The organism is Streptomyces sp. DT2A-34 (assembly GCF_030499515.1).
Classification (GTDB): Bacteria; Actinomycetota; Actinomycetes; order Streptomycetales; family Streptomycetaceae; genus Streptomyces.
The window spans coordinates 96,093-121,681 of record NZ_JASTWJ010000002.1; the positions used below are offsets into that span (position 1 = coordinate 96,093).

The window sequence follows — 25,589 nt, forward strand, 5'->3', positions numbered from 1 at the left end:
TGCGGCTGCGGGACCTTGGTGACTGCGGGGATCGTAATTGCTGGTCGTTAAGGTACTCAAGGAGCATCTGCGGCGAAGGGGGCTGGGGTTGAGCGAGACGGCACCGGGTTCGCGGCGGTTGGTGATTGTCGCGGTTGACGACTATGCGACTGAGGACAATGAGTTCACTACGGGGATCCGGGCTCAGGTGGAGACGGTGACCGGGTGGCTTGCTCATCCGTCACTTGGCGCGGAACGGCAGTTCGAGGTCGCGCAGCCCAAGGAACTGACATGCACGGAGGATCTGCGCGAGTTCCTGGCCCGCCAGGAACTGGCCAGGGCGGACTGGGACGAGGCTCTCGTGGTCTACATCACCGGGCACGGTCTGCGGGGCATGTCACGGCGACACTATCTGACTTTCGCTGGCACAGACACCGGGCGGCTGCTCGCCACGGCGTTTCCCACCAGCGAGCTGGTGACGCAGGTTGTGGACAGTGAGGCCGAGCATGTTCTGGTGCTGGTCGACTCGTGCTTCGCCGGGAGCCTGAAGAGCGAACTGGGTGTCCTGTTGGAGGAGTTGTCCGCCCAGCGGCGGAAGCTGAGGACTCTCGCCGTGATCACCAGTGGTGATTTCGAGCAGCGGCCGCGGTTGGGTGAGTTCACGCGGCTGATGGAGCTGGCCCTGGAGCGGGCCAGGGACGAGTCGGCCGGCTTTACGGCGCCTCATCTGTCGCTGGAGGAGTGGGAGAAGCTTCTCAATACTGTCGGTGACGACCATCCGGAACTGATACGGGCGCTGTGGGTGTGGCCCGACTCGCGCCGTGACGAGCCGAGCCTGTGCCTGCCCAATCCGCATTTCCAGCCCGAGGAACAGGTTGTGCAGGCCCCCCGGCAGTCGGTGTCGCTGTCGGCGTCCGCCCTTGAGCAGTACTGGCTCTCGCGTGCCTCGGGCCGCACGGACGACGGGGATCCAGGCTGGTACTTCAGCGGGCGCCGGGATTTGATGAGGGCGCTGGTGGAGTTCGTTCGTGCCGGCGAAGGCGTGTTGGTAGTGACCGGTGCGGCCGGATCGGGCAAGTCGGCGCTGCTGGCCCGTTTGGTCACGTTGAGCGATCCGCTGTTTGCCACTGTCTCACGGTTCGCGGCGGTGGTGCAGGCGATTCCTGCGCCGCTTCGCCCTGCAGTGGGTGGCGTCGACGCGGCGGTGCTTGCCCGCGGGAAGTCGTCTTTGGCGCTGATCGAGGATCTGCTGGCCGCTTTCGGTGGAGCCGTTTCGAGAGGGGAACCTGCGCTGCAGGCTCTGCTGCAGCGGATCGCGGCCGCCGGTGAGGCCAAGCAGGGGCCGGTCACGGTCGTGGTCGACGGACTGGACGAGGCGCTGGAGCCTGCGGCGTGCCTGTCGGACGTGATCGGGCCTCTGGCCCGGCTGCGCACGGCGGACGGCCAGGGGGCGGTCCGGCTGGTGGTGGGTATGCGCAGTTCGGCGCAGGATGTCACGGACGGACGGCTGCAGGACGCGGCGGCCGATCAGTTGCTGGGTGTCCTGCACACGGTCCTCCAGGCAGGGGTGGGCGAAGCCTATGTGGAGCTGACACGGCTGCATACGGACGGTCCGCAGACGCGGCAGGACATCGCCGCCTACGTGCGGGCGGTACTGCAGGCCCAGGAGGAGAGCCCCTACGCGGGCTACGAGGAGGAGGCCAACGAAGCAGCCGAAGTGATCGCGGAGGCGGTAGCACCGTCGTTCCTGGATGCACGTCTGGCGGCTGCTCAGCTCAGGGGCGCTTCCCAGGCGCAGGATCTGCACGACCTCCGGTGGCGCGAGCGGCTGTTGGCCGGGACGACAGCGCTGCTCAGCAGTGATCTGCGGGAAGTGGCTGAAGAGCAGAGGGTGGACCTGCGGGTCTTGCTGGCGGTGTTGCGGGCCAGCGCTTTCGGTCAGGGGTCCGGTCTGCCGTGGGCTGAAGTATGGCCGGCGACCGCAACGGCGGTCCTGGGGGCCGATGCTCCTGCACAGGGGGTGATCGACACGGCTATCCGGACGGTGCGGCACAGCCGTCTGGTCGGCTATCTCACCACCAGCGAGGAGGACGCCCGTGTCACGTACCGGCCGGTCCATCAGCGAGTGAGTGAGGTCCTTCTGCGGGAGCCGGGCCTGCTGGTCGTGGACCCGCTCACCGGGCAGCCGGAGGCCTGGGCCGCGCGTCTGCAGGAGAGCCGTCCGCCTGAACTGGTTCACCGTGCCATCGCCCAGGCGTTGGCCGGGCTGGCGCGGCAGTCCGGGCATCTGGCACCGCACCCGTATGTACGCCGCCACACCGTGGCACACGCGGATCGTGGCGGGGGCCTGGACGACTCAGTCATGCCGGTGGAGCTCGCGGCCCATGAAAGCTCGGGAACCTTGCGCGGTCGTCTGGGGCTGCCGCTGCCGTTCGGCGAAGAACAGCGCCGGGTCGTCACGTCAGCCGGTCTCATCGAGCCCTACCTGGACGAGTCAGTGGACGTGCCGTCCCGGCTCAGCAGCATCCGTTTCCACCTGACGGCGCAAGCCCAGTTCACCGCCAGTGCGAATGTTCCGGGCGTGACGTCGCTGGCCGCGCCCTCGCCGGACGCCGCCTTGCCCACGCACTGGGCGCACTGGCGGCCCCGCGGCAACGTGGTGGCCTCGCCGGCCGGCCGTGTCCACTCGATGTGCTCCCTGCGGACACTGGACGGCCGTGATCTGCTCGCCGCCAGCACCCCTCACGGCCTCGGCGTCTGGGACAGTGCGACCGGCCAGCAGCTCGTCTCGATCGACACCGCAGTGGCCCACAGCCTCACCGTCGCACGGGGCACCAGCGGCCGCCCCTTCTTGGTCGTGGCCCACCCCACCAGCGCATCGGTGTTCGATCCGCTGTCGGGCCGTCAGCTGGCGCGCATCGACAAGTTCAGTGTCCGCATGGTCACCGTGGCCCGCGACGGCGAAGCGCGCTGGGTCATGGTGGTGGCCAGCGGGAGATCCCTGCTGCTGTGGCGGCCTTCCGAAGACGAGACGGAGTGGGTCGCGCTGCCCGACGACCTCAGGCTCCCGGAACGGCTGACCTGGGTCCGCGGCCCAGACGGCCAGGGCTACCACTTGTGCAAGCGGGTGCGGAAGGGATGGGTGCTGTTCGATCCCCTGACCGGTGACGTCGTCCCCGTGCAGCTTCCGTTCACCAAAGCGCGGCCCCTGGCTGCAGTACGCGGACCGTCCGGAGGCGATCTGCTCGCGTTCCTACCCCGCCAGGGCGGGTCTGTCCAGTGGGTCGACCCCTTCCAGCCCGGCGCAGGCGTTGACGGTTTGCCATGCCAGGGCCAGCGGGTGGTGGCCCTGAACGCTCCCGGAGGTGCCGATGGCCTCGGCGTCGTCACGGACAGCGCCGTCGACGTATGGGATGTAAGCACCAACACTCCCCAGCACGTGGGGCGGTACCCGGCCCGGCCCCAGTCCCTGTTCGCGCGCGTGGCCGACCCGTCCGGTTCCTGGAAGCTGGCCGCCACCGGTGACGAAGGCATCCTGTTGCACCGGAACACGCCGCACAGGCAGGCTTCCTCTGCTGCCAAGCGGGCCCTCGCGCCGCCCTGGTCCCCGCGCGTGTCGCGTGGGATGGCCGCGCTGGAGCCGGTGGAAGGGACGCAGTACCTGGCCGTTGCCAGCGCCTCCACCGTAGAGGTCCTGCATCCGGCCACCGGCCAGGACATCAGCAGGTACAAGCATTCCTCGCCCGTGACGTTCCTGGAGCCGGTACCCGGTTTCCCAGACGGCCCTGCCGTGCTGGTGGGCGATGCCACCAGCGTGCACCTGTGGCACATCGGCCAAGAGACAGCCACCGTCGTGGCCAGAGACCTGCACGACAGTGCCAGCTGCCTCGTGCAACTCCCGGGCGGCGAGCCCGCGCTGGCGGTGGTGGGACGTGACGGAATGCGTGTGGTGGATCTCCATGCAGGATCGGGATCCGCCCGATTGCCGTTGGGCCGCATGCCGCGGCCCAACGCCCTGGTGGCGCTCCCCTCTCCCGATGGCCACTGCCTAGTGGCAGGTTCCGTACGTTCCCGGCTGCTGGTGTGGGACGTGGTCAGCGGCGAACTCCTGGAGCAGATCCCCCTACCCCAGCGCCACGCGATCACCGCACTGTGTGCTGTCCCGCTGCCCGAGGGCCGGTTCGCCGTGGCCGCCGCGACGTCCCGTGAAGTCACATTCTGGGACCCGCAAAGGTGGAAGGTCATGAACCGTGTCGCGACACCGTCCACCACCGTGCTCCACGCACTTGCCCAGCCTTCCGGATCAGCGCTGCTGGCAGCCGGAAGCGGAACCGGCCTGCGGCTGTGGGAACCCCTCGCGGGCCGCCTGGCGCACACCCTGCTCACCGCGGCCCCGATCGCCGCCCTCACATCCACCAATGCCAGCGGGCAGCAGCATGTGCACATCGGCGGCCCGGCAGGAATCGCCGCCCTGGACTGGCCGCTGAAGCCGTTCTCCTCGTGAGCTCGGCGGCGGCCACCGTCCGTACCCGGTGCTCCACCGGACAGGTCAGCCCGGGTGCAGGCTGCTGTTGTCGGCGAACGGACACGGGTCTTTGTTGTGCCGCAGCCTGAGGTGGTGATCCCTGGTATGCATGGGCGGTGAGCGCCGCGGCCGGGTCAGTCCTGCCCTCCGCCGTGACGTCGCTGCAGCCATCGCCGTATCCGGCTCACCGGGCCTCGCCACGCGTCAAGAAAATGCTCCAGGTCGGCAGCAAGTTTCGTGCCCAGCACCAAGATCAGGCTGGCACACCCGAACCCGGCAGGAATCCACACCGTGAGCCTGTCCACGTCTGACTCCCCTTCCCGATGGGCCGGACGTGACGTGACAGGCACGGCTCAGCCCGGCCACTGATGGACAGTGGTTGAGGACTGAGAGCGGTGCCGACGCAGAGCCTCAGACGAGACTTTGTATTCGATCTGACGGTGCTCCTGCAGATGACGGATGCGGGTTCCACACAGGTGCGGGGTTGCCCTCCCCGGCTGCACAGGGCGCGAAACCGGCCGTCGGCCCGGGCCGTCTCCCCATGCCGCTGTGGTGCGGCGAGCAGTCAAGTCACCGCACCACCATGGTAGTTACAGTATCTGAGGCATGCTAGAGAGCGAGCTGGCCCCATCGTGCAGACCATGACGTGACGCCATGCCGCACCAGGGCGGCTCAGTCCGCCCGGCCCGCCAGTTTCACGGCGTACCCGGGCTCGTTGAACGGCCGGGCTCCCCCTCCGCTGCACTCTCCCCAGCGGATGAAGACCAGGTCATGCGGTTAGGCTTCGTCGAATCAGCAGGTACGGCAGATCGGAGCAGCGGTGGAGCATCTCTTCGCAGTCGACGAAGAAAAAGCGGCCGCGGTCCCGCCCACCACGCTCGTACAGGAAAAGCTGCTGGAGCCGCAGCACCTGCAGGAATGGGTGATCGCCCATCCCGAGGTGCTGGGCGAGGACGTGCTGGTGATCACCGCAGAGTATGACCGCTGGGCCGACGCCGAGGGCACACCTGCCCGGGACCGCCTGGACGTGCTGGCACTGGAGGCTTCCGGACGGCTGGTGGTCGTGGAGCTCAAGCGCAGCCTGGCCAAGCGGGACGTACATCTGCAGGCGATCACCTATGCCGCGCTGGTGTCGCGGTTCAGCGTGGAGACGCTGGCACAGGCTCATCAGGCGTTCCTGGCCGGGCGCGGGGCGCAGCTCAGCGTCGAGGAGTGCCGCACCCAGCTGCTGGAGCATGCGGGCGAGGAGTGGGACGTGGAGCTGTTGCGCCGTCCCCGCTTGGTCATCGTCGCAGAGAGCTTTCCCAAGCAGGTCACCCACAGCGTGGTGTGGCTGTCGGAGATGGGCCTGGACATCGATCTGCTGCAGGTGAGCCTGTGGCGGGTGGGAGAGCAACTCGTAGCTGGTTTCAGCAAGCTCTACCCGACCCCGGAGGTCGAGGAGTTCACCCTGGCGCCGGCCCGGGCCGAGTCCAGTGAGGTCGCCCAGAAGCTGCAGGAGCGCAAGCGCTCCCAGAATGCGGTGCATGTGCTGGTCAATGCCGCTCTGCTGCCAGATGGCACGCGGCTACGCATGGTCCCCGACCACGGCGCTCCGGTAGCTGTCAAGGAACGCATCGCGGCCTGGGTGAATGAAGACCCGCGCCGGGCCATGGTCACCTGGCGCAACACCACGGCAAACCCCTTGCAGTGGGATGCCGACGGGCAGTGGTACAGCCCAACGGGACTGGCCGAGCACGTCTTCTTCCAGGTAGCCGGCCGTACGCCCCCCGGTATCCAGGGCACCACCTGGTGGGTCCTAGATACTGCATCGGTGCCTGACGGAGCGGATCCCGGCAGGTGGGCCGACTTGAGCTTGGTCACCCTTTCGCAGCGGGTCGATGTCCTGCTGGAAGATCTCGACGGGGTTCAGGCGGCAACCGAGTGAGGTCCGTGCCGGTGCCGTGCCTCATGAAGGATCAGCGCCGCCGGTTGTGTCGCTGGCAGTACACAAGGTGAGGGTTTGCGGGTGAGTGGGCCAGTGACGGCGGCGCGGCGGCTTGTCGTGGTCAGTGTGGACGACTACGGAGACGGCGACGAAGGCTTCACCCGGGCCGTGGGCGCTCAGGTGTCGGTGGTCACCGACTGGCTGGCCGGCCCTCATCTGCCGGATGCGGGCCGGTTCACGCTCTCGCGGCCGGTGAAGCTGGAGCAGGTCCAGGATCTGCGCCGGTTTCTGCTGGAGGAGAATTTGGCCGCAGCCGCGCACGACGGGGCGCTTGTGGTCTACATCACCGGGCACGGGGTGACGAGCGCGGCCAATCATCATTATCTGACGTTCGCCGCGACCGATCCGCGTCGTCTGGTGGCAACGGCGTTCCCGACGCGGGATCTGGTGGGGGCTGTCCTGGACAGCGAGGCCGAGCACGTTCTGGTGCTGGTGGACTCGTGTTTCGCCGGCGCGCTCGGTGCGGAAGTCACCGCGCTGGTCAACGACTTGGCCGCTTCCCGCCGCAGTCTGCCCACTCTCGCGGTGCTCACCAGCGGTGATGTGCACGAGCAGCCGTATGTGGGGGAGTTCACGAAGCTGATCGCGCTGAGCTTGGAAAAGGCGGCGGACGAGGCGTCGGGGTATGTCAACTCGCATCTTTCACTGGCCGATTGGGAGCGTTTGCTGGCCGAGGTGGGTGCGGAGCATCCGGAGCTGATCGAGCCGGTGTGGGTGTGGCCGCGCTCACGCAAACCGGTGTTGAGCGCGTGTCTGCCCAACCCTGCGTACCGGCCAGTGGAGCCGATGGTGGGGGCGGCCCGGCGGGAGGTGTCGCTGTCCCGCGAGACGCTGCAGTACTGGGCATCCCGCGCCTCCGGGCGGACCAGTGAGGAGGACGCCGGGTGGTATTTCAGCGGCCGCGGCGTGTTGATGCGTGAGCTGGTCGGCTTCGTGCGCGGTGGTTCGGGCGTGCTGGCTGTCACGGGGGCGGCGGGCTCGGGCAAGTCGGGCCTCTTGGCGCGGTTGGTCACCCTCAGCGATCCGGTGTTCTTGGCCCTGCCCGACTTCCAAGACGTCCTGCAGCGCGTGCCCGGGCCGATGCGCCCGAGCGCAGGGGCGGTGGATGCGGCGGTCCTGGCACGGGCGAAGACCTCGCTGGGGCTGATCGAGGATCTGCTGCGGGCACTCGGACACACGGACCTCTCCGGTGACAGGCCTCCGCTGCAGGTGCTGCTGGGGCTGCTGGGCAAGCGGTCGGCCATGCTGGGGCGGTCGCTGACGGTGGTCATCGACGGCCTGGACGAGGCGAGTGAGCCGCTGGCGTGCATCAGTGATGTCGTGGTGCCGCTGGCCCGGCAACGGGGGGCTGATGGAAGTGCGGCGGTGCGGCTGCTGGTGGGGCTGCGCAGTTCCTCCCCCGCTGGCACGGACGATATGCGCGGGCTGCGTGATGAGCGGGCGGACCGGATGCTGACCGTCCTGCAGGAGGCGTTGGATGGCGCCCGTGTGCAGCAGCCGGTGCCGTGCCGGCTGCTGCGCACGGACCGGCCAGACAGCATCGAGGACATCGCCGCCTACGCCCGGGCGCTGCTGCTGGGCGGTGAGCACAGCCCGTACCGGCCAGAGCCGGCTGCCGCGGCTGCGACGGCCCGGCTGATCGCGGCGGCTGTGTGGCCGTCGTTCCTGGATGCCCGGCTGGCGGCCGCCCAGTTGCGGACCGCTGCGCGGGTGCAGGATCTCGGTGACCAGGTGTGGCAGTCGCGGCTGGAGTCGGGCACGGCCGCGTTGCTGTGTGCGGACATCCAGCACGTGGCACGTGACCAGCAGGTACGCGGCGATGTGCTGCTGGCCGTGCTGAGGGCCACGGCGTTCGCCCAGGGCAGCGGCCTGCCCTGGGCGGAGGTGTGGCCGGCGGTCGTCCGCGGGGTGCTGGGTGGCCGGTCACCGGACGATGCCGCTATCAGTGAGGCCATCCGCATCGTGCATGCCAGCCGGCTGGCCGGTTACCTGGCCCACGGGGTGGAAGACGGCCGGGCCACCTACCGGCCCGTCCACCAGCGGGTGGCCGAAGCCCTGCTGAACGAGCCCGCATCCCTGCTTCCCCTGGACGACGGGCCTGCCGCCCGACTCGGCGGGCTGGACGGGGCGCAGCGTACGCACCGCGGCATCGCCCGCCAGCTGGCGGGACTGGCCCGGGATACGGCGCCGCTGCCGGCCCACCCGTATGTGCGTCGGCATCTGCTGGCGCACGCCGATGCCGGTGCGGTTCTGGATGACGATCATGTGCCGGCCAGTCTGCTGGTGCAGGAGACGTCGGGTACGGTGCGGGCCCGTCTTCGGCTGCCGCTGCCGGTAGGCGATATGGGACGGCCCACCCTGGTCGCTGCCGCGTTGATCGAACCGTATGTCGATGCCGGCGTCGATGCGGCCTCGCGTTTGTCCAGTATCGCCTTCCAGCGTGCGGCGCTGAGCAATCTGGCGGACGAGCACGGGATGCTGCCGCTGCCCGCAGCGGACTTCTCTCCGCTTGAGCCAGTGTGGACGACCGCTTGGTCGCAGTGGCGGTCGAGAACGAACGTCCTGGCCTCGGTACGCAAAGCCGTACGCGGGCTGTGCGCGTTCGCCACCGCTGACGGGCGGGGGCTGGTCACCGCCGCGTCCGGTGCGGGCGTGGATGTGTGGGACAGTGCCACCGGTCAGCGGCTGGTCCACATCCGTATCCCGCAGGTGCGGGACCTGGTGCTGATGGGCGGCCGCGGCGGGCGGACGTTCCTGGTCACCGCAGGGCGAAAGAGCGCAGCGGTGTGGGATCCCCTCTCGGGTCGCTGCCTGGCCTCACTGCCTGCCCCCGACAACAGGCTGGTTCCCGGTCTGCGGGCAGTCCGGGTGCTGCAGGACGGCGATCAGGACTGGCTCATCGCGGTCCTCGCGGGCCGTCGCATCTGGCTGTGGCGGCCCGCCGAGGAACAGGTGCATGAGCTGCCCCATGAGGTGGCGCCCGCGCGTGCGGTCGACCTCGTGGTGGTGCACGGCAGCAACAGGCCGGACCTGCTGGCTTACCCCGACCCGATGGCGCGCGGTGTAACGGTGTGCGACCCGCAGTCTTCGCATGTGTGGCCGTTGGAGATGCCTCGCCAGTTCACCGGCCGTGCCCTGGCCGCGGTGCGCGGACCGGACGGGCATGACGTGCTGGTGACCCCGCATGGATTCAAGTACGGCCTGTACGTCTGGGACCCCTACAGCGGTCAGCGGTTGTCCGGCCTGGGCGGGGCGGCACAGGACTTGTACGCCCTCACCGGCCCCGACGGTCATCGTGTGCTGGGCGTGAAAAACGGCCCCAACGTACGCATCCACGATCTCTCCCGGTCCCGGTCCGGTGACGGCCGTCTGGGGACCGTCACCGACGACGGCATCCGCGCTGTTGCCGGTGTGCCGCGGCATGGGGGCGGGTGGGCGGCGGTGGCGACGGTGGGAGAGGGAGGCATCCGCCTGGCCTCTCCTTTTGCTGCGGCGTCCCGCGCCGCGGCGGCTCGTGAGGGCCAACGCAGCGGACAGGCACGGGTACCCGGTCCGCTGCGGAGCCTGCACCTGCTCACGGGAGGTTTCCCTGACTTGCTCGCCGGGGTGAGGGCAGGGCGGGCCGTGCTGCTGGGCGCCGACGACGGGCGCTTGTGGTCGAAGTTGCCCGGCGGGCGTGTGCGCTCTCTCCAGCCGTTCCTGGAAGAGGCAGACGGCAGTTGGCTGGCCGTGGCGACGGAGATAGAGATCACCGTGTGGGACCTGCGCAAGGAGCAGGCTGTCGGCAGTGTGCCCCTGCAGGAACCGTCGGTGTGGTGCACTGCCGCACTACCTGGCCGCTCCCCTGCGCTGGTGGTGGCCACTTCCCTGGGTCTGCACCTGTTCACCACCAGCGGCGAACTGGTGTGGCACACGCCTGCGGAGCACCGGTGGCAGGCCTGGCCGCCCGGCAGTCTGTACGTCTGGGACCGGGGCACGCGCCACGGCCAGGTCATCGTCGCCGGGGCCGGAAGCACCCTGCTGTTCTGGGACCTGGGCTCCGGAGAACTCCTGGACGAGGGCCACATCCCGGGCCGGGGCTCGGCCCGCATCATGGCCTCACTCCCCCACACGTCCCACGGGCCGCTGCTGGCCGTGGCCGGCGGCCACCAGGTCAGTCTGTGGAAGGGCACGTCTCCGTGGGCCACCCTTGAGGCCCCCGCGCCGGTCAACACGCTTGCGGCCCTCACCTCACCGGGCCGACGCTCCCTGCTCGCCACGGGCGGCGGCACCGGCGTACAGCTATGGGACCCGCATACCCGCGACGTCGTGCACACCCTGCTCACCGCTGCTCCCGTCACCGGCCTCGCCCACCGGTCTTCCGGTGGGCACCACCGCCTCTGGATCGCCGGCCCCGCAGGGATCGCCGCAGTGGACAGCATCCTCCCCGCAGCCTGAGCCAGCGCATGCTGTACTCAGACCGGACGCGGGAGCAGGTCGGTGATCGCCTCGGATGAAGGCAGGACGTGGTCGCGGGGTGCGCGGCCGGCGGCCGGGTCGGGCGAGATCGCGGCCAGCCTCTGCCGGGCGAGGTCGACCGGCTCGCCCCGCCGCCACAGCAGGAGCAGCTCGATCTCTTCGCCCTCAAGGGCGTTGCGGCCGTGGAAGGGGAACGGGCACCGCTCCGCCGGCCGCGCAGTGCCTGCCGCATCACCACGTAGCCGTCACGGCCGCTGAACATGGCATGGAGCGAGTCCTGTCTCCAGCGCTCGTCGGTGGCGTGCTGCACCACGACGTCCACGTCGCCCGCCTCCAGAGCGCCGCGGATGTAAGAGCGGAACAGGTAAATCTCCTTTACGAGGTTCAGGGGCCATACGCGCTGCTCCAGCCGGTCGAGCAACTGTCGCCCGTTCCCGCTTCATACCCACTGCTCCCACTCCCCACGGACCGGCACGGTGCCGGGGTGGAGAACCTTAACTCCCGGCACTGACAGTGATCTTGGCGTGAGGTACTGCTCAGGCTGCACCGTGCCACCGGCCGCGAGACTTACTCGGGGCCTGTTTCCGCCTCGGCCGCTTCGCACTCGTCGACCCGATCCTTGACCTGTGGGTCATCGGCCAGCTCCTCGGGGAGTGTTGTGTCGTGGGTGATGTGTGCCTTGATGAGCTGACGGACGCTTAGACCCCTGGCCGTACTCAGGTTGGCGGCAGTGAGGTCGGCGTCCGTGAGGTCGGCGTAAGCCAGGTCTGCTCCGCCGAGTTCGGCCCCCGTGAGATCTGCTCCCTGGAGTTTCACGCCGACAAGGTCAGCGCGGGTCAGGTCGGCGCCCTCCAGGTTCGCCTTGCTCAAGTCGGCATGCTCAAGACGTGCGTGGCTCAAGACGGCCTTGCTCAGGTGTGCGCGCGTCAGAGTCGCACGGGGCAACGATGCATGGCTGAGGTCAATGTGCGTGAGGTCCGCCCCCACCAGAATCGCTCTCGTCAGGACTGCGTTCGTGAACTTCGTGCCCACGACGTTCACCGCGGTGAAGTTGGCGTCCGGGGCGATCACGTCGGACAGGTCGCCCTCCCAGAATGTGGCACCCGTCAGTGCTGCCGATGCGAGATGGGCACCGGCCAGCACGACGCCCTCCAGACGGGCGCCCGTGAGTTCGACGCCCTGCAGATTCGCGTCCTGTAGGTCGACGTCGCGGATGGTGGCCCCGGTGAGGCGGGCACCCCGCAGGTCCATCACGAGATGGCTCTGCCGCACCGGCTGGCGTCCAAGGACCGTCAAAGCCGCGGTGACGTCAGAGGCGAGAAGTGTGGATGGCGTCTCCGCCGAGTCCTCCGCTGCGCCCCCTCCTGCCCCGTCCTTCGGCCTGCTTCTCTCTTGTGCTGGGGTGCGCACGAACGCTGACAGGACCTCGACGACCGTCCGATGGTCTCTCTCGCTGTCGTTCATGATTCGTTCGAGGCTGTAGATGCCGCCGAGCCGTTCGTGAAGATTGCCGGATCCAAGCAATTTGATCGCTTCGACGTACCGCTCGGTGACCTGTCCCTCGCGTGTCAGCTCCGCTTGCTCGCGGTCCTTCTCACGCAGGTGGGCGAACTGCTCCTGGCTGTGTTCGTACAGCTTCTCGGCGTGCCGGTGGTTGCGATGAGTGTAGTAGAGGCCAAGCCCGGTGATCGCTCCTGCCCCGACAGCGACGAGCATGGTCCGGAAGCCGGTGATGACCACACCGTCGGCCGGCTGAAGGTCCCTTTCCCGAAGGTGGGCACCGTCGATCCACCACGGTCCGCGCCACAGGAGCAGGACATACCCGATGGCTGCGGCCGTGCCCACTGCAGCGAGGACAAGGCGCCCGGTCTCCGGCTTCATGCAGTGCATGATGGACCGAACTCGCTACAGCGCACACATGAACAGGTCATCTCTGAGGGGAAGTTGAGCTTCGAAGTGGCTAACTGAATCGGGCAGGTCAGCCCGGTGGTGTCCGGTTGGGAAAGCAGGGCGTTGATCAGCGGCCGGACCGCCGGGATGTCGCCCCGCCCACAGCATGGCGTGCTGACCGTCTCCATGGGAACGTGCCAGGTCCCTTCGGCCATGTGAACGGAGGAAAGGCCCTGTACGCGTAGGGTGGTCCGGTGAGTTCATCGCTTCGCGGCCGAGCGCGTGGGCCGCTCCCGGCCAGGAAGAGCGCGTCCCGCAGCACAGGGCCACAAAGCCGGAAGACAACCCTGCAGTAGAAGTGGCCGACAACGCCATCGCCGCAGCCATCGAAGCCGACCGGGCAAGCTACCGATAGGGCTGCGACTCCTCATCCGCTTCGCCTCAGGGCTCAGTACTGCGACATAGGAAGTGCCATCGATTTGTCCAGCACCATCGTCACTTGACGCCATCGACTGATGTCAGCAGCCGCCACCACGAGCACCCACTCAACCGCAGGTCAGAGGGCCTATCTCCGACACCTGACACTGGCTCAGTGACGACATCCCCTCACTGGCACTGCAACGGCACTTCACACGTGCCCCGGCGCTCGGCATGGACTCGTGCAGTGCGAGAAGGCCCTCGATCACGCCCATGACCGGCCCCCAGTGTTCAGCGAACAGCTTCACGCCGGTGCGGGGGAACTCAACAGGGATCGGGCAGTAGTCCCAGTTCGTGTGTACTCGCCACAGGTGGTGTTCGGGCGGCACTGTCCCGCGAAGGTAGACGAGCGCGGCGGTACGCCAGCGGACTTGATCACACGGGTCGCTATCCACGCGCAGGTCACGACCTTCGCGAAGAAAATCCCGCAGCGTGGCCACCTGCTCCTCAGTCAGCTCCATACTCCGTGCAACGACCGGCCCCGCCCAAGGGCACCGCAGGTCAGCCGACGGTGAGCACAACCTTGCCCTTCCGGACATCGGGCCATCTCAGCGAAGACGAGAGGTGGAAATTCGAGATCTTCCTGGTTCCTTCGCCCTACGGTTCTGGGATGGACAAGGACGAAATCCGTGATGACCTAGTGAGTTCGGCTCAGCGTTGGGCCCGGACATCTATCGACGCCTACCTGCAAGAGCCGGCGGACCAGGACTTCGCCGTCCATCACATGGCTGTAGCCGTCGAACATCTGGCGAAGGCGTGCCTAGCCTCCATCACCCTCACACTGCTGGCCGACATCAAGCCCTCTCTAGAAGATCTGCTGCTACTGGGCGGCCGAGAGGACAAGGTGGAGAAAGGGCGTGCGGCTCTCAGAACCGTCAGTGGCGCGGGGGTCGTAATGCGGCTCACGAAGTTGGGAATGGGCGAGGTACCACAGCAACTTGCGGCCTTGAGGGAGGCGCGTAACGGCGTCACTCACATGGGGTGGGGGAAGTCATCCAACGAGTGCCGGGAACTCCTGGCATCTGGCGTGAAGTACATCGATTCCTTGTTGCCCGAGCTAGCGAAGGAACCAGACTGGTTCTGGGACAAGTACTACCAGACGTGCAAGAGCCTCGTAGAGGAGACGACGTCCGAGCTGACAGTCCGCTACTCCGCCAAGATTCAGCGGGCGCAGGAGAACTTCGCGATCAAAACCGACGGCTTGTCCGAAAGTGAGAGGACGGCGGTGATTGCCAGCCTGGCGGCAGCGCCACTGCCCAGCCGCTGGCTTCTACACGTACCCACGACGTGTCCGGCTTGCGGGAAGCCTGCGTTCATCAGCGGGCGCGACAAGAGCGGGGACTATGGGGATATCTGGTTCTTCCCGCGCTACTTCGGGTGTCGGGTCTGCGACCTCACACTGACCGGACCCGAACTGGACCTCGCGGATATGAGAGCTCACTCCCTGCGCACCGAAGAAGAGGTGGATGACGACTGGGAACCCGACTTCGACTGATCCAGCGGCGTATCACGTCGTCTGGCGGTGTCGGGTGGAGCAGCTACGGGCAGCTGTCAGGTGTGCGGCCCAGCAGCGTTCGGAAGAAGTCGGTGAGCACGGGGCGGGCGCGCTCGCGGTCGCGCAGTTCGTCATGGCCGAACCGGAACACCTCGTATCCGCGGAACTTCAGGTCGCGGTCACCGGCCATGGTGGCGGCGTACCTTGCGCTGTCGGGTACGGCTCCACCGTCGCGCGTGTAGTGCTGCATGCCGTCGACTTCCAGCACCACGCGGCGGTTCCCGGGCAGCAGCATGAGGAAGTCCATGCGGAGGTTCTGCATGGCACGCTCTCCGCGCTCGCGGAGGGTCTTGGGGTCCCAGTGCACCCATATCTCTGGCAGGAGCGCGGGTACCTCGTGCAGTTGGCCCTTGTAGAGGTTGTGGTAGAGCCAGAAAAGATTCTTCTGGCCTGCGGACTCACGTGGCAGGGAAGCCTGCATGCGGTCGTAAAGGGTGTGGCGGGCCGTCTCCGTGTCCTCGATGCTGCGGGTTTCCTGCCACCAGGACAGCAGGTCGCTCCAGAGGAGCCCGTTTTTGCCTACTGGGTGGTTGTAGACCAGGATCTTGTCGGCTTGTTCGGCGATCTCGATGTCGTTGTCGAGGGCGCTGGTGAAGCGGATGTCGGGCTTTCCCTGGGTGGCGAAGATGAGGTTGCGCGGCCGGCGGGCGGTGCCGCGACCGAGCTGGTGCAGGTGGAACTGAGGGTATCCGTCCGTCTCCCCTTCTTGACGGAGCTGTGCGCCGACCGGCTGCAGATGGCGGTTGGCCAGTTCGACGAAGCGGCGCTGTGCCTGCTCGTCAGGAAGAACCTCTGGCGCGGCCAGGCCCTCGAGGAAGCGGCCGAATCGAGGATGTGGGGCTTCGAAGGCTCTGAGCTGCTCGAAGAGGTCCTCGGTCGACCAGTCGTCTGGAAACCTGATCACGTGGCGCTGGATGTCGGAGCGCAGGGTGCCAAGGTGGGGCCCCCACACGTTGAACTCGTCCTCACCGAGATCCCACAGGTTGCCCAGCAGGGTCAGAAATCGGTCCGGATACGTGAGGTGATCGGAGAGGTCGAGTTCCTTGGCCAACTCTCGCCGCGTACGGCCGGGAATCTCCACGTAGTCGCCACCGAGCCACACAACGTCCTGCAGTTCCATCTGCTCGGGAGCGAGAAGCGGCTCGCTGTCGAGAACTGCCTGAGCCACATGAGGCAGTCGGTCGTCCGGGCAGGCCCCCAGGCTCGCGGTCAAGCGCTCGTGTTTGCTCGCTTGGTCTTTGGGAGGAGGTGAGGGCAGGCCCAGTCGCTCGCACAGCGCTGGCAGATCCTCATGCCCATATCGCTGGTACAGCGTGATGCACACGCCTTCGATAAGGCTCCGCAACCGCTGAAGGTCCATCTGCTCAGCCATCCCACGATGATGAGCCAGGCCACGCTTCAGATTCCAGACGCGGCCGCACTGGGCCGTCCGCGACTTTTCCTTCGAGGCGAAGGCGGGGGCTTCAGAAGGTACGACGCCGCAGGCTGGAGGCCCTCTGTCAGTGGGGCCTGGTATCTGGTGTGCTGTCAGATACGCCGTCAGCATGCCGGATCGCCGGGAGATGCGATTCATGCCTTTCACTGCGCTGCATCCCGAGCTGGGCCTTCTCGACTCGACCCTCACTGGTCTCGGACACGACCTGAAGTGGGGCCAGGTCCACAAGGTCCACCCCCGCGTCCCACTCACCTGCCCCGACTGCTCCTGGGGCCTCCACCCGAAGGTCTCCCGCTACGGGGTCCGGTTCTTCTGCCACGACCGCAACCGACCGGAGTCGTGTGAACTGCTGAACGAGTCGTGGGAGCACCACATGCTCAAGCTGGAGATGGCGGGCGCGATCCGGGCCGCCGGGTGGTTCGCGGCCCTGGAGGTGCCAGCCGAGGACGGGTCATGGCGGGCGGACGTCATGGCCTCGTCCGCGGACGGGAGCCGACGCATGGCCTGGGAGGCGCAGCTGTCGCCGATCACTGTGGACGACATCGCCACCCGCACTGACCGGTACGCCGAAGAGGGGATCCGGGTGTGCTGGGTGCACCCGGGCGCGCGGCCGCCGCAGTGGATCAGCGCAGTGCCGGCCGTCCGGGTCAGGGCTCCGCAGGAGCGGGATCAACCGTGGGTGGTGGACGACGGGCTTGCCGGGTTCGTGTACCGGAGCGGGCGGTGGGAGTTCCAGGAGGAGCCGCTCGAGCGGTTCGTGCGCTGGGCGCTGGAAGAGCAGCTCGTTCCCGTCGGGGTGCTACCTCGATACCGGCGGGTGTACCGGGTGGTCGACGGTGAGCAGCGGCGGTTCCGCCGTGATCAGTGGTGGACATCGCGGAGGTCGATCGCCGATCAGGATAAGCACGAGGCCATGCGGCAACGGCAGGAGGCCGCGCGGGCGGAACGGGAGGCGCGGCAGAAGGAGCAGGAAGAGGCTGCGGAGCGGCGGCGCCAGGAGCTGGAGGAGCAGGAACGTGCGCGGAAGGCCGAGGAGGCCGAACGCCGACGCCTTCAGCGGGAGGAGGAAGCCCGCGTGCGCTTGGAGGAGGCGCAGCGCCGATGGGCAAGAGGAGGACGCGCGCCGGGAGCGGGAGCGGGTGGAACGCGAGGCGCGTCTTGCCCGGGAGCAAGCCGAGCGTGAAGAGCAGGAGCGCCAGGACCTGGCGACGGCGCGAGCGTGGTGGTGTCGGCTGTCGCCGCAGCAGCAGACCGAGCTGTTCGCCGCCGTCGCCGAGTACGCCTGGCGCGAGTCGAGTGTTCGAGTGGAACTCCCGGAGAAGCCGATGATGTGGCCCCAGTACGCCCGCGGTGTCCCCATTCATGTGGCCGACAAGCGGCGGACACTGTACGGAATCGTGCGGCCCTGCCCCGGCCTGGTCGCCGCCTGCCCCACGCTCGCGGAGGAGCTGGTCTTGGTCCGCAGCGCCCACGAGGCGCGCGAACTCGCCGCCGTCCTGCCCCAGAGCCGGATCGTCCACCTCGACCTGCCCGAGCACGAACAACTCACCATGTGCTGAAGCGGCGGGCTGGCAGCACTTCCACGGCAGCAGCATCGCCACCGCGCGGGCCTGCCTCTCCTCCCTCGGCGCTGGGCCTTGCCGGGCGGCCCCAGGCGGGTCCGCCCGGCAAGGCCCTCAGGTCAGGGCAGCGTGGCCGGCCTCAGTGGCCTCCATCAGGTCTGGCCGCTCTCCGTTCGCCGGGTGGACAATCCGGATGAGACCGCCGTCGTGCAGGTCGATCATCGCTTTGTAGAGCCCGAACTGCTTTTCCTGCCATGCCACACGCCGAGGGTCTTCCTCTGTGGCGCTTCGTTCGAAGTTCGCCGGGTGGATGGTGTGAAAGAAGTCGGAGGCAGCCACGGGCTCTGGTGACTGGGCGATCAGACGGAGGAGCTCATACTCGTCGGCGTTCAGCGTCATGACGGCAGCGTAGAGGCCGGGCTAGACAGCGTTGACGGATCCCGGCCCAGGTGTCGATAGACGTGGCGAAGGACGGCAGCCCGGCCGGTCGGGCCCCGTGACCCTTCTCGGTCGGGTGAAGCCCGCCGCGTCCCAGAACCTTCGGGCTCGCTGACGCGTAGTGCCAGGCATGAGGCAGATCAATGACGCGCATGTGGCAAGGCCGGGTCTGGCCGTGGTGGAAGTCGCGGCCGCCGATGATGAGACCGCGCTTGCGGTCCAGGAGTTGCTCGCCGCCCGCTGGGGAATCGCGCCGGCGGACCGTACGACCCGCGAGCCTGATGAACCCGGCGTACGGCTGCGCTGCTTCCTGGATCTGCGCCAGGAACCCGAACCCGAAGCGGAGCACCAGGCGGAGGGCGAGCCTGCCCCGGTGGCCGTCTGACCTGCCGTGGACGCCGTCAGCGGCAGCATGGTCGGGAGTTCCCCTCGCGCCCGACCACGAGCCTGACCAAGACCGGTCCGGCCATGGCAAGTCACCGGGCGGCCGATGACCTGTGGGGAAGGCATGGCGCGGTGACGTGGACACTGCCGGAGCCGATGCTGGCCACCCCCGTGCCTGATCCTGCTCTGCGGCCGGGGTGGAACACCGCTCACCACTGCATCCACCACACCACCGGGGTGTGCGGGTGGATGCACCACAAGAAGCCCGCGGACAAGTACGAGACCGCGAAGTGCAGGGACGCTTCCCTGTCGTACTCGCGGCACTCACAGGGCACCTGCTCCCACCATCACGGCGTCCGCTACTGGTTCAAGTAGACCGCTCCGACTCTCCCCGTGTTTCTCAATACGCCCCGTTTCCGCAGTTCAACCCCGATTGTCAGACCCTCCCCGTAGCGTTGTGCGTCCTACTCGTGGCGGCTGCGGGGAGCATCAATGGACGACGACCTTCAGATCGACAGCGACGAAGACCTCTTCCGCAACCCCGTCTACTATGAACCGGCCGGCCGCAACCTCGACCTGGACCGCCCCGACCTCGGCGTCCCGCAAGGCCAAGACCTCCTGAACGTGCTGCTGCGCATGCGAGGACGTGTCCCCGTCGAAAAGCGCGGACTCATCTGCCCCGACTGCCGGGACCTCCGCGGTCGGCGCGTCCCCATGTACCTCGTCCAGCGTGACGGCGTATGGCTCGCCTCCCACTACCGGAAACCCGGGGAGAAGCCCATCAGTCACGAGTCCGACGAGCACCTCGCCCGCAAGGAACGTGTCGCGAAGGACTCCGAAGATCACGGCTTCCACGCCGACATCGAGTCGCAGACCGCCGACGGGCACGCGCGCCTCGATGTACGGATCAACGGCGCCAACGGCATCGTCTAGGCTACGAGCCTCAGCTGAGCGCTCAGACAGCCCGCGGAATGCGTGCACGGGAGGTGTTCCGGCGCCGCGGCGGTATTCAGTCGGTCTGGGACTTCGCCGACCCCGACCACGCTGGCATCGGCACCGTCCCATACGTGCGCACGCCCAACCTGCCGGCCTCCGTGATCCGCGTGCAGAAGAACCCCATCGCGGTCCAGGATGGCAACTTCGTCCTGGAGGAGGGCCAGTGCAGCCAAAACGGCGCGCTCACCCGGTGCCCAGAGAAGCCCTACGACCCGGAGAACCCCACCGACGCCGGGTACTGCGGGGGCTGGCACCGCGTCCTCATGCCCGCCCATCAGTCGAGCACTTTCACAGGGGAAGGCGGCCTGACCCTTACCCGGTTCATCGTGGAGGCTGCAGCCGGTGAGCGGGTCCCGTTCCAGCGGAGCGGCCACCACGGTTGGCTCCCCGCCCGGCAGTGGCAGCAGTACCTCGAGGCGAACGGGCCCGCCCTGGACGACGGGGAACGCCAGCCATCCGTACGACAGGGGGACCGGCGCGACAGGTGCACCGAGGACCGTCCGGCTGCGGAGGTGCGGGCTGAACCGAAGCATCCACGTGGCAGCCGCGCGATCGTCCTTGAGTCCCGCCCCCGAGAAACCGAGACGGCCAGGGTTCCGGTCGACGCGTCGGGTCAAACGATCCCGCTCTGCCGCTTCGGCTGCGGTCAGCCCGCAAGCCTTCAAGGACCCGAAGGGCTGCCCGAACACTTCTCGTGCCGCAGGAAGCATGAGGCGTGAATAGATCTCTGGCGGGCGATTGGCCGTGCCGGATGATGGCCGCGGTGGCCAGCTAGCGTCAGGCTGCATTGTCGGTGGTTGGGGGCGGTGGGGGCTCCACCAGATTCTCTGGTGGAGCCCCCACCGCCCCCAACCACCGAGCAGGTCTGCTGGAACAGTCCCTGCTTTGTTCCCCTGAGTGTCGAGTGGCGATGGCCGGGGGAGCCGTGCGGTCAAAGCACCGCAACGCCTTGACGACGAGTATGTCGGGGGCCGGAACGGATGGACAGCGGCGACCGGACACATTTGGTTCTGTCTCGTGCCGCCGTGGTGGCTTGTCCGGGCCCTTGTAGCCGCTGAGCTGTGTGTTTCATGAGGCGGCGGGGTGTTTCACCGCCGCCGATTCAAGTGTTTTGCCCGGACAGAATGAAACGGTGGGCTGTGCCCGTTGGACTTACCCCCTACGCGCCCGGAACGATGACAGGCAGTCGCTCAACTCCACTGGGCTGGAAACCAGTTGGAGTACGTACAGGGCGGCTTGTCGAGTGGCGAACCGGTAGTGGAGTCCATCTATGCCCAAAGCAAGAGAGGCCGCCAACAGCGCGGCGCGTCCCCCTCGTTCCGAATCGACTGCCGTACCCACGGCAGCAGCTCTCCTCGTGATGACCGTGCTCCTGATTGTTGCCGGTCTCGTCTGGTCCGGCATGCCTTTGGAAAGCGTCGTCACGGTGGTGACGGTGGGCGCTGGCCTGGGCCTCTGGGTCGTACGGGAGCTGATCGCCGCGTCTCGATCGGGCCGCCGCTGATGGGAACCGCGGCGTTCGAGGATGGGCCCCAGATGCCGCCTTCCCTGGTTCAGCGAGCTCTTCGCAAGAAGTCCTCTGGCACCGGACAGGTGGAGGCCTACGCCGCGCTGGGAGCTCACCTGAAGCAGCAGCGGCAGCTGGCCCGCCTGTCCCTGCGTGCAGTGGCGGCGCGGCTCGAGGGCCGGCCGGGATGTTCGGCGGCCTCACTGTGCCGGGCAGAGCGGGGCCGCAGTTCTGTCCGCTGGGAGACCGTGGCGGGTTTCCTGACGGCGTGTGGTGCGGATGTACGGCCCGCCAGGAAGTTGTGGTTCGAGGCCTCGCTGGCCACGAAGAAGCAGCCCCGTCCTGCAAGGGGAGCCAACCATGTCACGCGTCCGGGATTGGACCCGCAGCTCATCGGGACCCCAGCGGCGCTGATCGAGGCCATGCGGCTGCTGCGCATTAACCGGGGCAGCCCTACTTTGCGGACACTCGAGCGGCGGGCGCGGCGTGAGCTGGGTTGCCGGCTAGCGCGCAGCACGCTTTCGGACGTCCTGCGTGGCAGCCATCTGCCCTCGGAGGCTTTCTTCCGGACGTATCTCCTGGCGCTGGGACTCAGCCCGTTGGAGGCTCAGCCGTGGCTGTCCGCGTGGTCACGGGTGCACATGACGAGCAGAGGGACTGACCGGGCAACGTACGCGCCCGCGGCTGCAGATCTGTTGCACCTGGCCCGTCAGGGGATACGGAAGGCTCGGACAGGCACGCCCAATGAATGTTTCGCCGAAGCGCATCTTGCGGCGTTGCGTACGGCCGCAGCCGTCTTGGCGACACGAGGCCGTCCCGAGTCGACACGCAAGCGGGGGCGCATTCGCAGCGCCTGGGAAGTCCTGCCAGAGATCGCTCCAGAACTCAGTTCCTGGGCCGAGCATTTCGGAGCACAGGCCACGCAAAGGGCTCGCGCTGAGGCAGGCATCACAGGAGCGGCGTCGCCACGGGATGCGCAGGAAATGGCGAGAGACGCCGATATGTTCCTTCGCTTGGTGGAACGCATGCTGTTGCTCCCCACCAGAGCGAATCTCGCCGACCGGGCAGCCTGATCTACCTGCATCGCGCGCGGCCCCGCCGTCGCGCGCGAGGGCGAGCCGCGCGGCGCCCAATCCCCCCACGCCGCGCGGCCGATCTGCCCCGCCCCACCCCGCTTCTTCCTGCTGGGGCGCGTAGAGGGGATGTCGGGCTGGCAACAAGCTCCGACCGGCCCTTGCCGTCAGCGCCGGCGGAGTTCCTCCGCCCAGTCCCGGAGCCGGTCCTCGAGGACCAGGTTGTCGCCGCGGGCCACGGTCTGCAGCATCTGGGCGCACATGGTCGCTTCGGCGGCGAGGCCGGCCTGGCTGCCCAGGATCGGGAAGACGGTGCGGATGCGGGCGGCGGTGTCCGGCTGGAGCAGTGCGTAGGCGTAGAGCGTGGCGGCGTCGAAGCCCTCCGGCGCGCGGCCCCAGCCCTCCCAGTCCAAGAGCCGCAGCGGCGACGCGGTGAGGTTCGCCCAGTGCACGTCGGAGTGGGCGGTGGTCCAGCAGGTGACGGCGGGGGCCGGAATGCCTACGAACTGGGGAATCGCCCGGTCCATGTACTGCTGTCGTACGGCGACGCGGTCGGTGTCAACGGCCGCCACCTTCTCCAGCGTCCCGGCGAGCTCCTGCCACCAGGAGTCAGACAGCTGGGCCTCGTGCTGGAGGATCGGATCGTCGGACAGGACCGGCTCGTCGACGCGCACCGACAGCTCCGCCCGGTAGGCGGTGCCGTCGTCGACGGCGTCATGGACGGCCAGGAGGGCGGGCCGGTGCCCGTCAAGGCCGCCGAAGGCCTGCTGGGCATCCAGGGCGCCGTCCCACAACTTCCCCGACGCCTTGTCCTCTGGCGCGGACGCCAGCCGCAGCCAAGCAGGTTGGCCGTCGGCGGTGCGGGCCGGGGCTCCTAGGGTGCGCCCGGCCCATCCCCAGCACTCCCCGCCCGGCTCGAGTTGTACGTCCAGGGCTTTCGCGGCGCGGGCGTGGTGGGCGCGCATGCGGCGCTCGGTATCCGGGTCAGGGGGAGGCGAGTACACCAGTGATCTCCCGCAACTTGGCGGTGGTCAGGGAGCGTTGGGCGACGGCTTCGGCCACCTCCCTCCAGTGTGGCGCACTGGAAGCGGCGATGAGGACGTCCGTCACTCCTGGGCATGACGCGACCGCCAGAACGCACGCCTGTGCGGGGGTCAGGCCCGGCCGGATGAGGTCGGCGAGCTCCTGGTCGACCATGCCGGGCAGCTCGCCGCCGTGCAGCGGGGCGGAGGCCATCACCCGCAGCCCCGCGCCGGCGGCGGCCGGGAGCGGGCCCCGACCGTGAAGGGCCTGCGCGATCGGCGTCATCATCACCAGGCTGACGGGCAGCTGGACCGCGACCAGGTGGTGACGCTGCCCGCCAGCGGCTTCGGCGGCCAGGGCGAGCAGCTCCCCCACCGTGAACACCTCATCCTCCAGGCCCGCCCACGTGGCGATGCCGTACCCGGTCACGTGCCCAGCCGCCGCGGCTTCTTCCATGACGGCGAACGCGTCCCGGATCGCGCGGTGCAGGGCGGGGCGGTCGCCGGTGTATGCGCGCTCGGGGTTGTGGAGCAGGACCAGGTCCAGCGCGTCGCGCCCGAGTTGCTCGCGGTTGCGGGCGACCTGCCAGCGCACGTAGTCGGGGGCGAGGCTGTGCCCGGCCGCAGCCTGGTCCTCGGTGAGGGCACCGGCGTTCACGGCTTCGGTGCCGGTGGCCGCGGTGAAGTAGCCGGCCTTCGTGGAGGCCCGCAGCGACGGGTGGGCGGCCAGGGCCGGGGCCAGAAAGGTCTGTGCCCGGCCGGTGGCGTAGTTGGGGGCGGTGTCGACCCACTGCGCGCCGGAGGCGGCCGCACGGGCAGCCGCCTCCGGGATCGCCCGGCACCGGTAGGTGCCCAGAGCGAGTTGTGCCGTCACAGCAGGCTCCCCACCGTCGCGGCCTGCCCGACAACGAGCTCCTGGACCAGCCCGGCGACGTCCTCCAGGGCGAGGCCGGCTGTTTCCGCGAGCGTGGCCAGATCGACGGTGCGTCCGTCGATCAGCGGGCGCAGCACCGCCTCAGCAGCCGGGGCGAACTCGTACATGCTCCCGGCGGCGGACAGCGTCACCGCGTCCTCGCCGGTCTCCAGGACCGCGCGGGCCGTGGTCAGCCGGATCCGCAGGCTGCCGTCGACGGGGATGGCGTCGATGTACGGCAGGCTCGGCACCATCCGGCCGACGGCCTGCCCGTCCATCGCCGCCCGGTAGCGGGCGATCAGCGTCGGGTCGTCCAGCAGTTCGGCGAGCCGCTTGCGCATCCCGTCCACGGCGTCGGCCTGGACGTCCGGCGAGGCGAGCAAGGGCAGGTCGCGCCGCCAGTCCTCGTGCGTGAGCAGCTGCTCGGACACCCACGCCATCAGGTCGGTCGCGGTGTGGGTTCGCAGGCCGCAGGTGACGTGCAGGGAGCGCACGCCCTGGTCGGCGGAGACCGCGTGCCACACGCCGCGCGGCACGTACAGCACGTCGCCGGGAAGGAGGACCAGGTCGGCGACGGGCTCGCTGGGCGCCTCGCCCGGGTCCTCGATGTCGCGGTAGAGCGGGAACGGTCGGGTCGTGCCGTATCGCCACCGCTTGGCGCCGTCAAGCTGGACGACGACGGTGTCGTGGCCGTCCCAGTGAACGCCGAAGCCATCGGTGCTGGTCCACGAGGCGTAGAGGTTCGCCTGCACGCGGGTACGGAGGTGGCGCTCGATTGCTTCGGCGAGGCGGGCGATCGGCGGGTGAAGTTCGTCGACGCTGTCCAGGGCGAGCGAGGCACCCTCCTCGAGGCGGGCGTGCAGTTCGGCCGGGTGGAGGCGGTGCCACACGGTGTGCCGACGCGTGGCCACCGGCGCGGTGTATCCACCGACCAGCAGCGTCTTGCCGTCACGGGACAGCCGCATGCGCGGCGGCTCCAGCCGGTGCGCGGCCAGGATCTGGTTGAGGTCGTCCCAGGTCATCAGTCCGGCGACGTCGAGCGCGCCGGGTACGTGGCGGTATTCGCGGTGCAGTGCCTGGGCGAGGAAGTCCTCGCCCAGGCATGCCGCGATGGACAGATCCGTCATCGCGTCAGGGCTCCCGGTCCGTCAGTCGTTGCCGTCGCTGCGGCCGGTGCCGCCGCCGTCCGAGGGGATGGCGTTGCGGCGCCGGGCGGCGACGATCAGCCGGCGGGAGCGGACCAGGCCGCCGGTCGACGGCCCGGACGCGGCGGGCGGGGGCTGAACGGGACTCTGCATGAGGACCCTCCTTCTGATCGGTTGGCCGCCCCCTGGACGGAACGGCCGCGAACACCCGCCAGTGAAGCCGGGGCAGCCGCTTGCGCTAAC

The 25,589-nt window shown here is 68.6% G+C and carries 20 protein-coding genes and 1 pseudogene; 13 read left to right on the top strand and 8 right to left on the bottom strand.

Features of this window, described 5'->3' with window-relative positions:
* The first annotated feature begins 88 nt into the window (after positions 1 to 88).
* The 3 genes from QQM39_RS45795 to QQM39_RS45805 all read left to right on the top strand — a co-directional run bounded on the left by QQM39_RS45795 (position 89) and on the right by QQM39_RS45805 (position 10,928).
* On the top strand, positions 89 to 4,483 hold the full coding sequence (locus QQM39_RS45795) for an AAA family ATPase (protein ID WP_302004047.1): 4,395 nt from the start codon (positions 89 to 91) through the stop codon (positions 4,481 to 4,483).
* Between the two features lie 841 nt (positions 4,484 to 5,324).
* Complete coding sequence (locus QQM39_RS45800) at positions 5,325 to 6,431, top strand: DNA-binding protein (protein ID WP_302004048.1); 1,107 nt, start codon at positions 5,325 to 5,327, stop codon at positions 6,429 to 6,431.
* Positions 6,432 to 6,512: 81 nt separating this feature from the next.
* Complete coding sequence (locus QQM39_RS45805; RefSeq protein WP_302004049.1) at positions 6,513 to 10,928, top strand: hypothetical protein; 4,416 nt, start codon at positions 6,513 to 6,515, stop codon at positions 10,926 to 10,928.
* Positions 10,929 to 11,516: 588 nt separating this feature from the next.
* Here the strand turns inward: QQM39_RS45805 and QQM39_RS45810 are convergent.
* Positions 11,517 to 12,830 carry a pentapeptide repeat-containing protein gene (locus QQM39_RS45810; protein WP_302004050.1) on the bottom strand — a complete coding sequence of 438 codons (1,314 nt, stop codon included), beginning with the start codon at positions 12,828 to 12,830 and terminating at the stop codon, positions 11,517 to 11,519.
* A 554-nt stretch (positions 12,831 to 13,384) separates the two neighbouring features.
* On the bottom strand, positions 13,385 to 13,777 hold the full coding sequence (locus QQM39_RS45815; RefSeq protein ID WP_302004051.1) for a hypothetical protein: 393 nt from the start codon (positions 13,775 to 13,777) through the stop codon (positions 13,385 to 13,387).
* A gap of 149 nt (positions 13,778 to 13,926) precedes the next feature.
* On the opposite strand from QQM39_RS45815, the gene QQM39_RS45820 reads away from it, so the two are divergent.
* Positions 13,927 to 14,811: a hypothetical protein gene (locus QQM39_RS45820; RefSeq protein ID WP_302004052.1), complete on the top strand. Its 885-nt coding sequence runs from the start codon at positions 13,927 to 13,929 to the stop codon at positions 14,809 to 14,811.
* A gap of 43 nt (positions 14,812 to 14,854) precedes the next feature.
* On the opposite strand, the gene QQM39_RS45825 is transcribed toward QQM39_RS45820, so the two are convergent.
* The gene (locus QQM39_RS45825) at positions 14,855 to 16,243 is read right to left on the bottom strand and encodes a hypothetical protein (protein WP_302004053.1); all 1,389 of its coding nucleotides are present in this window, start codon (positions 16,241 to 16,243) and stop codon (positions 14,855 to 14,857) included.
* A gap of 199 nt (positions 16,244 to 16,442) precedes the next feature.
* Here QQM39_RS45825 and QQM39_RS45830 point away from each other — a divergent pair, with 199 nt between their 5' ends.
* A complete protein-coding gene (locus QQM39_RS45830) occupies positions 16,443 to 17,489 on the top strand; it encodes a competence protein CoiA family protein (RefSeq protein ID WP_302004054.1) in 1,047 nt (348 codons plus the stop codon).
* Positions 17,446 to 17,865 (top strand): hypothetical protein, encoded by a 420-nt coding sequence (locus QQM39_RS45835; protein WP_302004055.1) that lies wholly within the window; start codon positions 17,446 to 17,448, stop codon positions 17,863 to 17,865. The genes QQM39_RS45830 and QQM39_RS45835 overlap by 44 nt, the downstream gene beginning before the upstream one ends.
* Before the next feature lie 117 nt (positions 17,866 to 17,982).
* Here QQM39_RS45835 and QQM39_RS45840 read toward each other — a convergent pair whose 3' ends face one another.
* Positions 17,983 to 18,267, bottom strand: coding sequence for a hypothetical protein (locus tag QQM39_RS45840; RefSeq protein ID WP_302004057.1), 285 nt, complete (start codon positions 18,265 to 18,267; stop codon positions 17,983 to 17,985).
* A 169-nt stretch (positions 18,268 to 18,436) separates the two neighbouring features.
* On the opposite strand from QQM39_RS45840, the gene QQM39_RS45845 reads away from it, so the two are divergent.
* From QQM39_RS45845 to QQM39_RS45870, 7 genes and pseudogenes are all read left to right on the top strand, one after another.
* A complete protein-coding gene (locus QQM39_RS45845) occupies positions 18,437 to 18,691 on the top strand; it encodes a DUF6207 family protein (RefSeq protein ID WP_302004058.1) in 255 nt (84 codons plus the stop codon).
* A 131-nt stretch (positions 18,692 to 18,822) separates the two neighbouring features.
* Positions 18,823 to 19,065 (top strand): DUF3761 domain-containing protein, encoded by a 243-nt coding sequence (locus tag QQM39_RS45850; protein ID WP_302004059.1) that lies wholly within the window; start codon positions 18,823 to 18,825, stop codon positions 19,063 to 19,065.
* A 117-nt stretch (positions 19,066 to 19,182) separates the two neighbouring features.
* Entirely contained in the window at positions 19,183 to 19,623 is a 441-nt protein-coding gene (locus QQM39_RS45855; RefSeq protein WP_302004060.1) for a hypothetical protein, read from the top strand.
* Between the two features lie 38 nt (positions 19,624 to 19,661).
* Positions 19,662 to 20,405: a hypothetical protein gene (locus tag QQM39_RS45860; RefSeq protein ID WP_302004061.1), complete on the top strand. Its 744-nt coding sequence runs from the start codon at positions 19,662 to 19,664 to the stop codon at positions 20,403 to 20,405.
* A 641-nt stretch (positions 20,406 to 21,046) separates the two neighbouring features.
* Positions 21,047 to 21,190 (top strand): hypothetical protein, encoded by a 144-nt coding sequence (locus QQM39_RS45865; protein WP_302004062.1) that lies wholly within the window; start codon positions 21,047 to 21,049, stop codon positions 21,188 to 21,190.
* Positions 21,191 to 21,222: 32 nt separating this feature from the next.
* A pseudogene (locus tag QQM39_RS46455) lies at positions 21,223 to 21,471 on the top strand (helix-turn-helix domain-containing protein); the annotation flags it as partial.
* A gap of 363 nt (positions 21,472 to 21,834) precedes the next feature.
* On the top strand, positions 21,835 to 22,266 hold the full coding sequence (locus tag QQM39_RS45870; protein ID WP_302004090.1) for an SAV_6107 family HEPN domain-containing protein: 432 nt from the start codon (positions 21,835 to 21,837) through the stop codon (positions 22,264 to 22,266).
* Positions 22,267 to 22,433: 167 nt separating this feature from the next.
* Here QQM39_RS45870 and QQM39_RS45875 read toward each other — a convergent pair whose 3' ends face one another.
* The 4 genes from QQM39_RS45875 to QQM39_RS45890 are packed head-to-tail and all read right to left on the bottom strand — an operon-like array spanning position 22,434 to position 25,499.
* Positions 22,434 to 23,231 carry a hypothetical protein gene (locus QQM39_RS45875; protein WP_302004063.1) on the bottom strand — a complete coding sequence of 266 codons (798 nt, stop codon included), beginning with the start codon at positions 23,229 to 23,231 and terminating at the stop codon, positions 22,434 to 22,436.
* Between the two features lie 19 nt (positions 23,232 to 23,250).
* The gene (locus QQM39_RS45880) at positions 23,251 to 24,162 is read right to left on the bottom strand and encodes an aldo/keto reductase (RefSeq protein ID WP_302004064.1); all 912 of its coding nucleotides are present in this window, start codon (positions 24,160 to 24,162) and stop codon (positions 23,251 to 23,253) included.
* Entirely contained in the window at positions 24,159 to 25,328 is a 1,170-nt protein-coding gene (locus QQM39_RS45885; protein ID WP_302004066.1) for a cupin domain-containing protein, read from the bottom strand. The genes QQM39_RS45880 and QQM39_RS45885 overlap by 4 nt, the downstream gene beginning before the upstream one ends.
* A gap of 21 nt (positions 25,329 to 25,349) precedes the next feature.
* Positions 25,350 to 25,499, bottom strand: a complete 150-nt coding sequence (locus tag QQM39_RS45890) for a hypothetical protein (RefSeq protein WP_302004067.1) — start codon at positions 25,497 to 25,499, stop codon at positions 25,350 to 25,352.
* Positions 25,500 to 25,589: the final 90 nt, after the last annotated feature.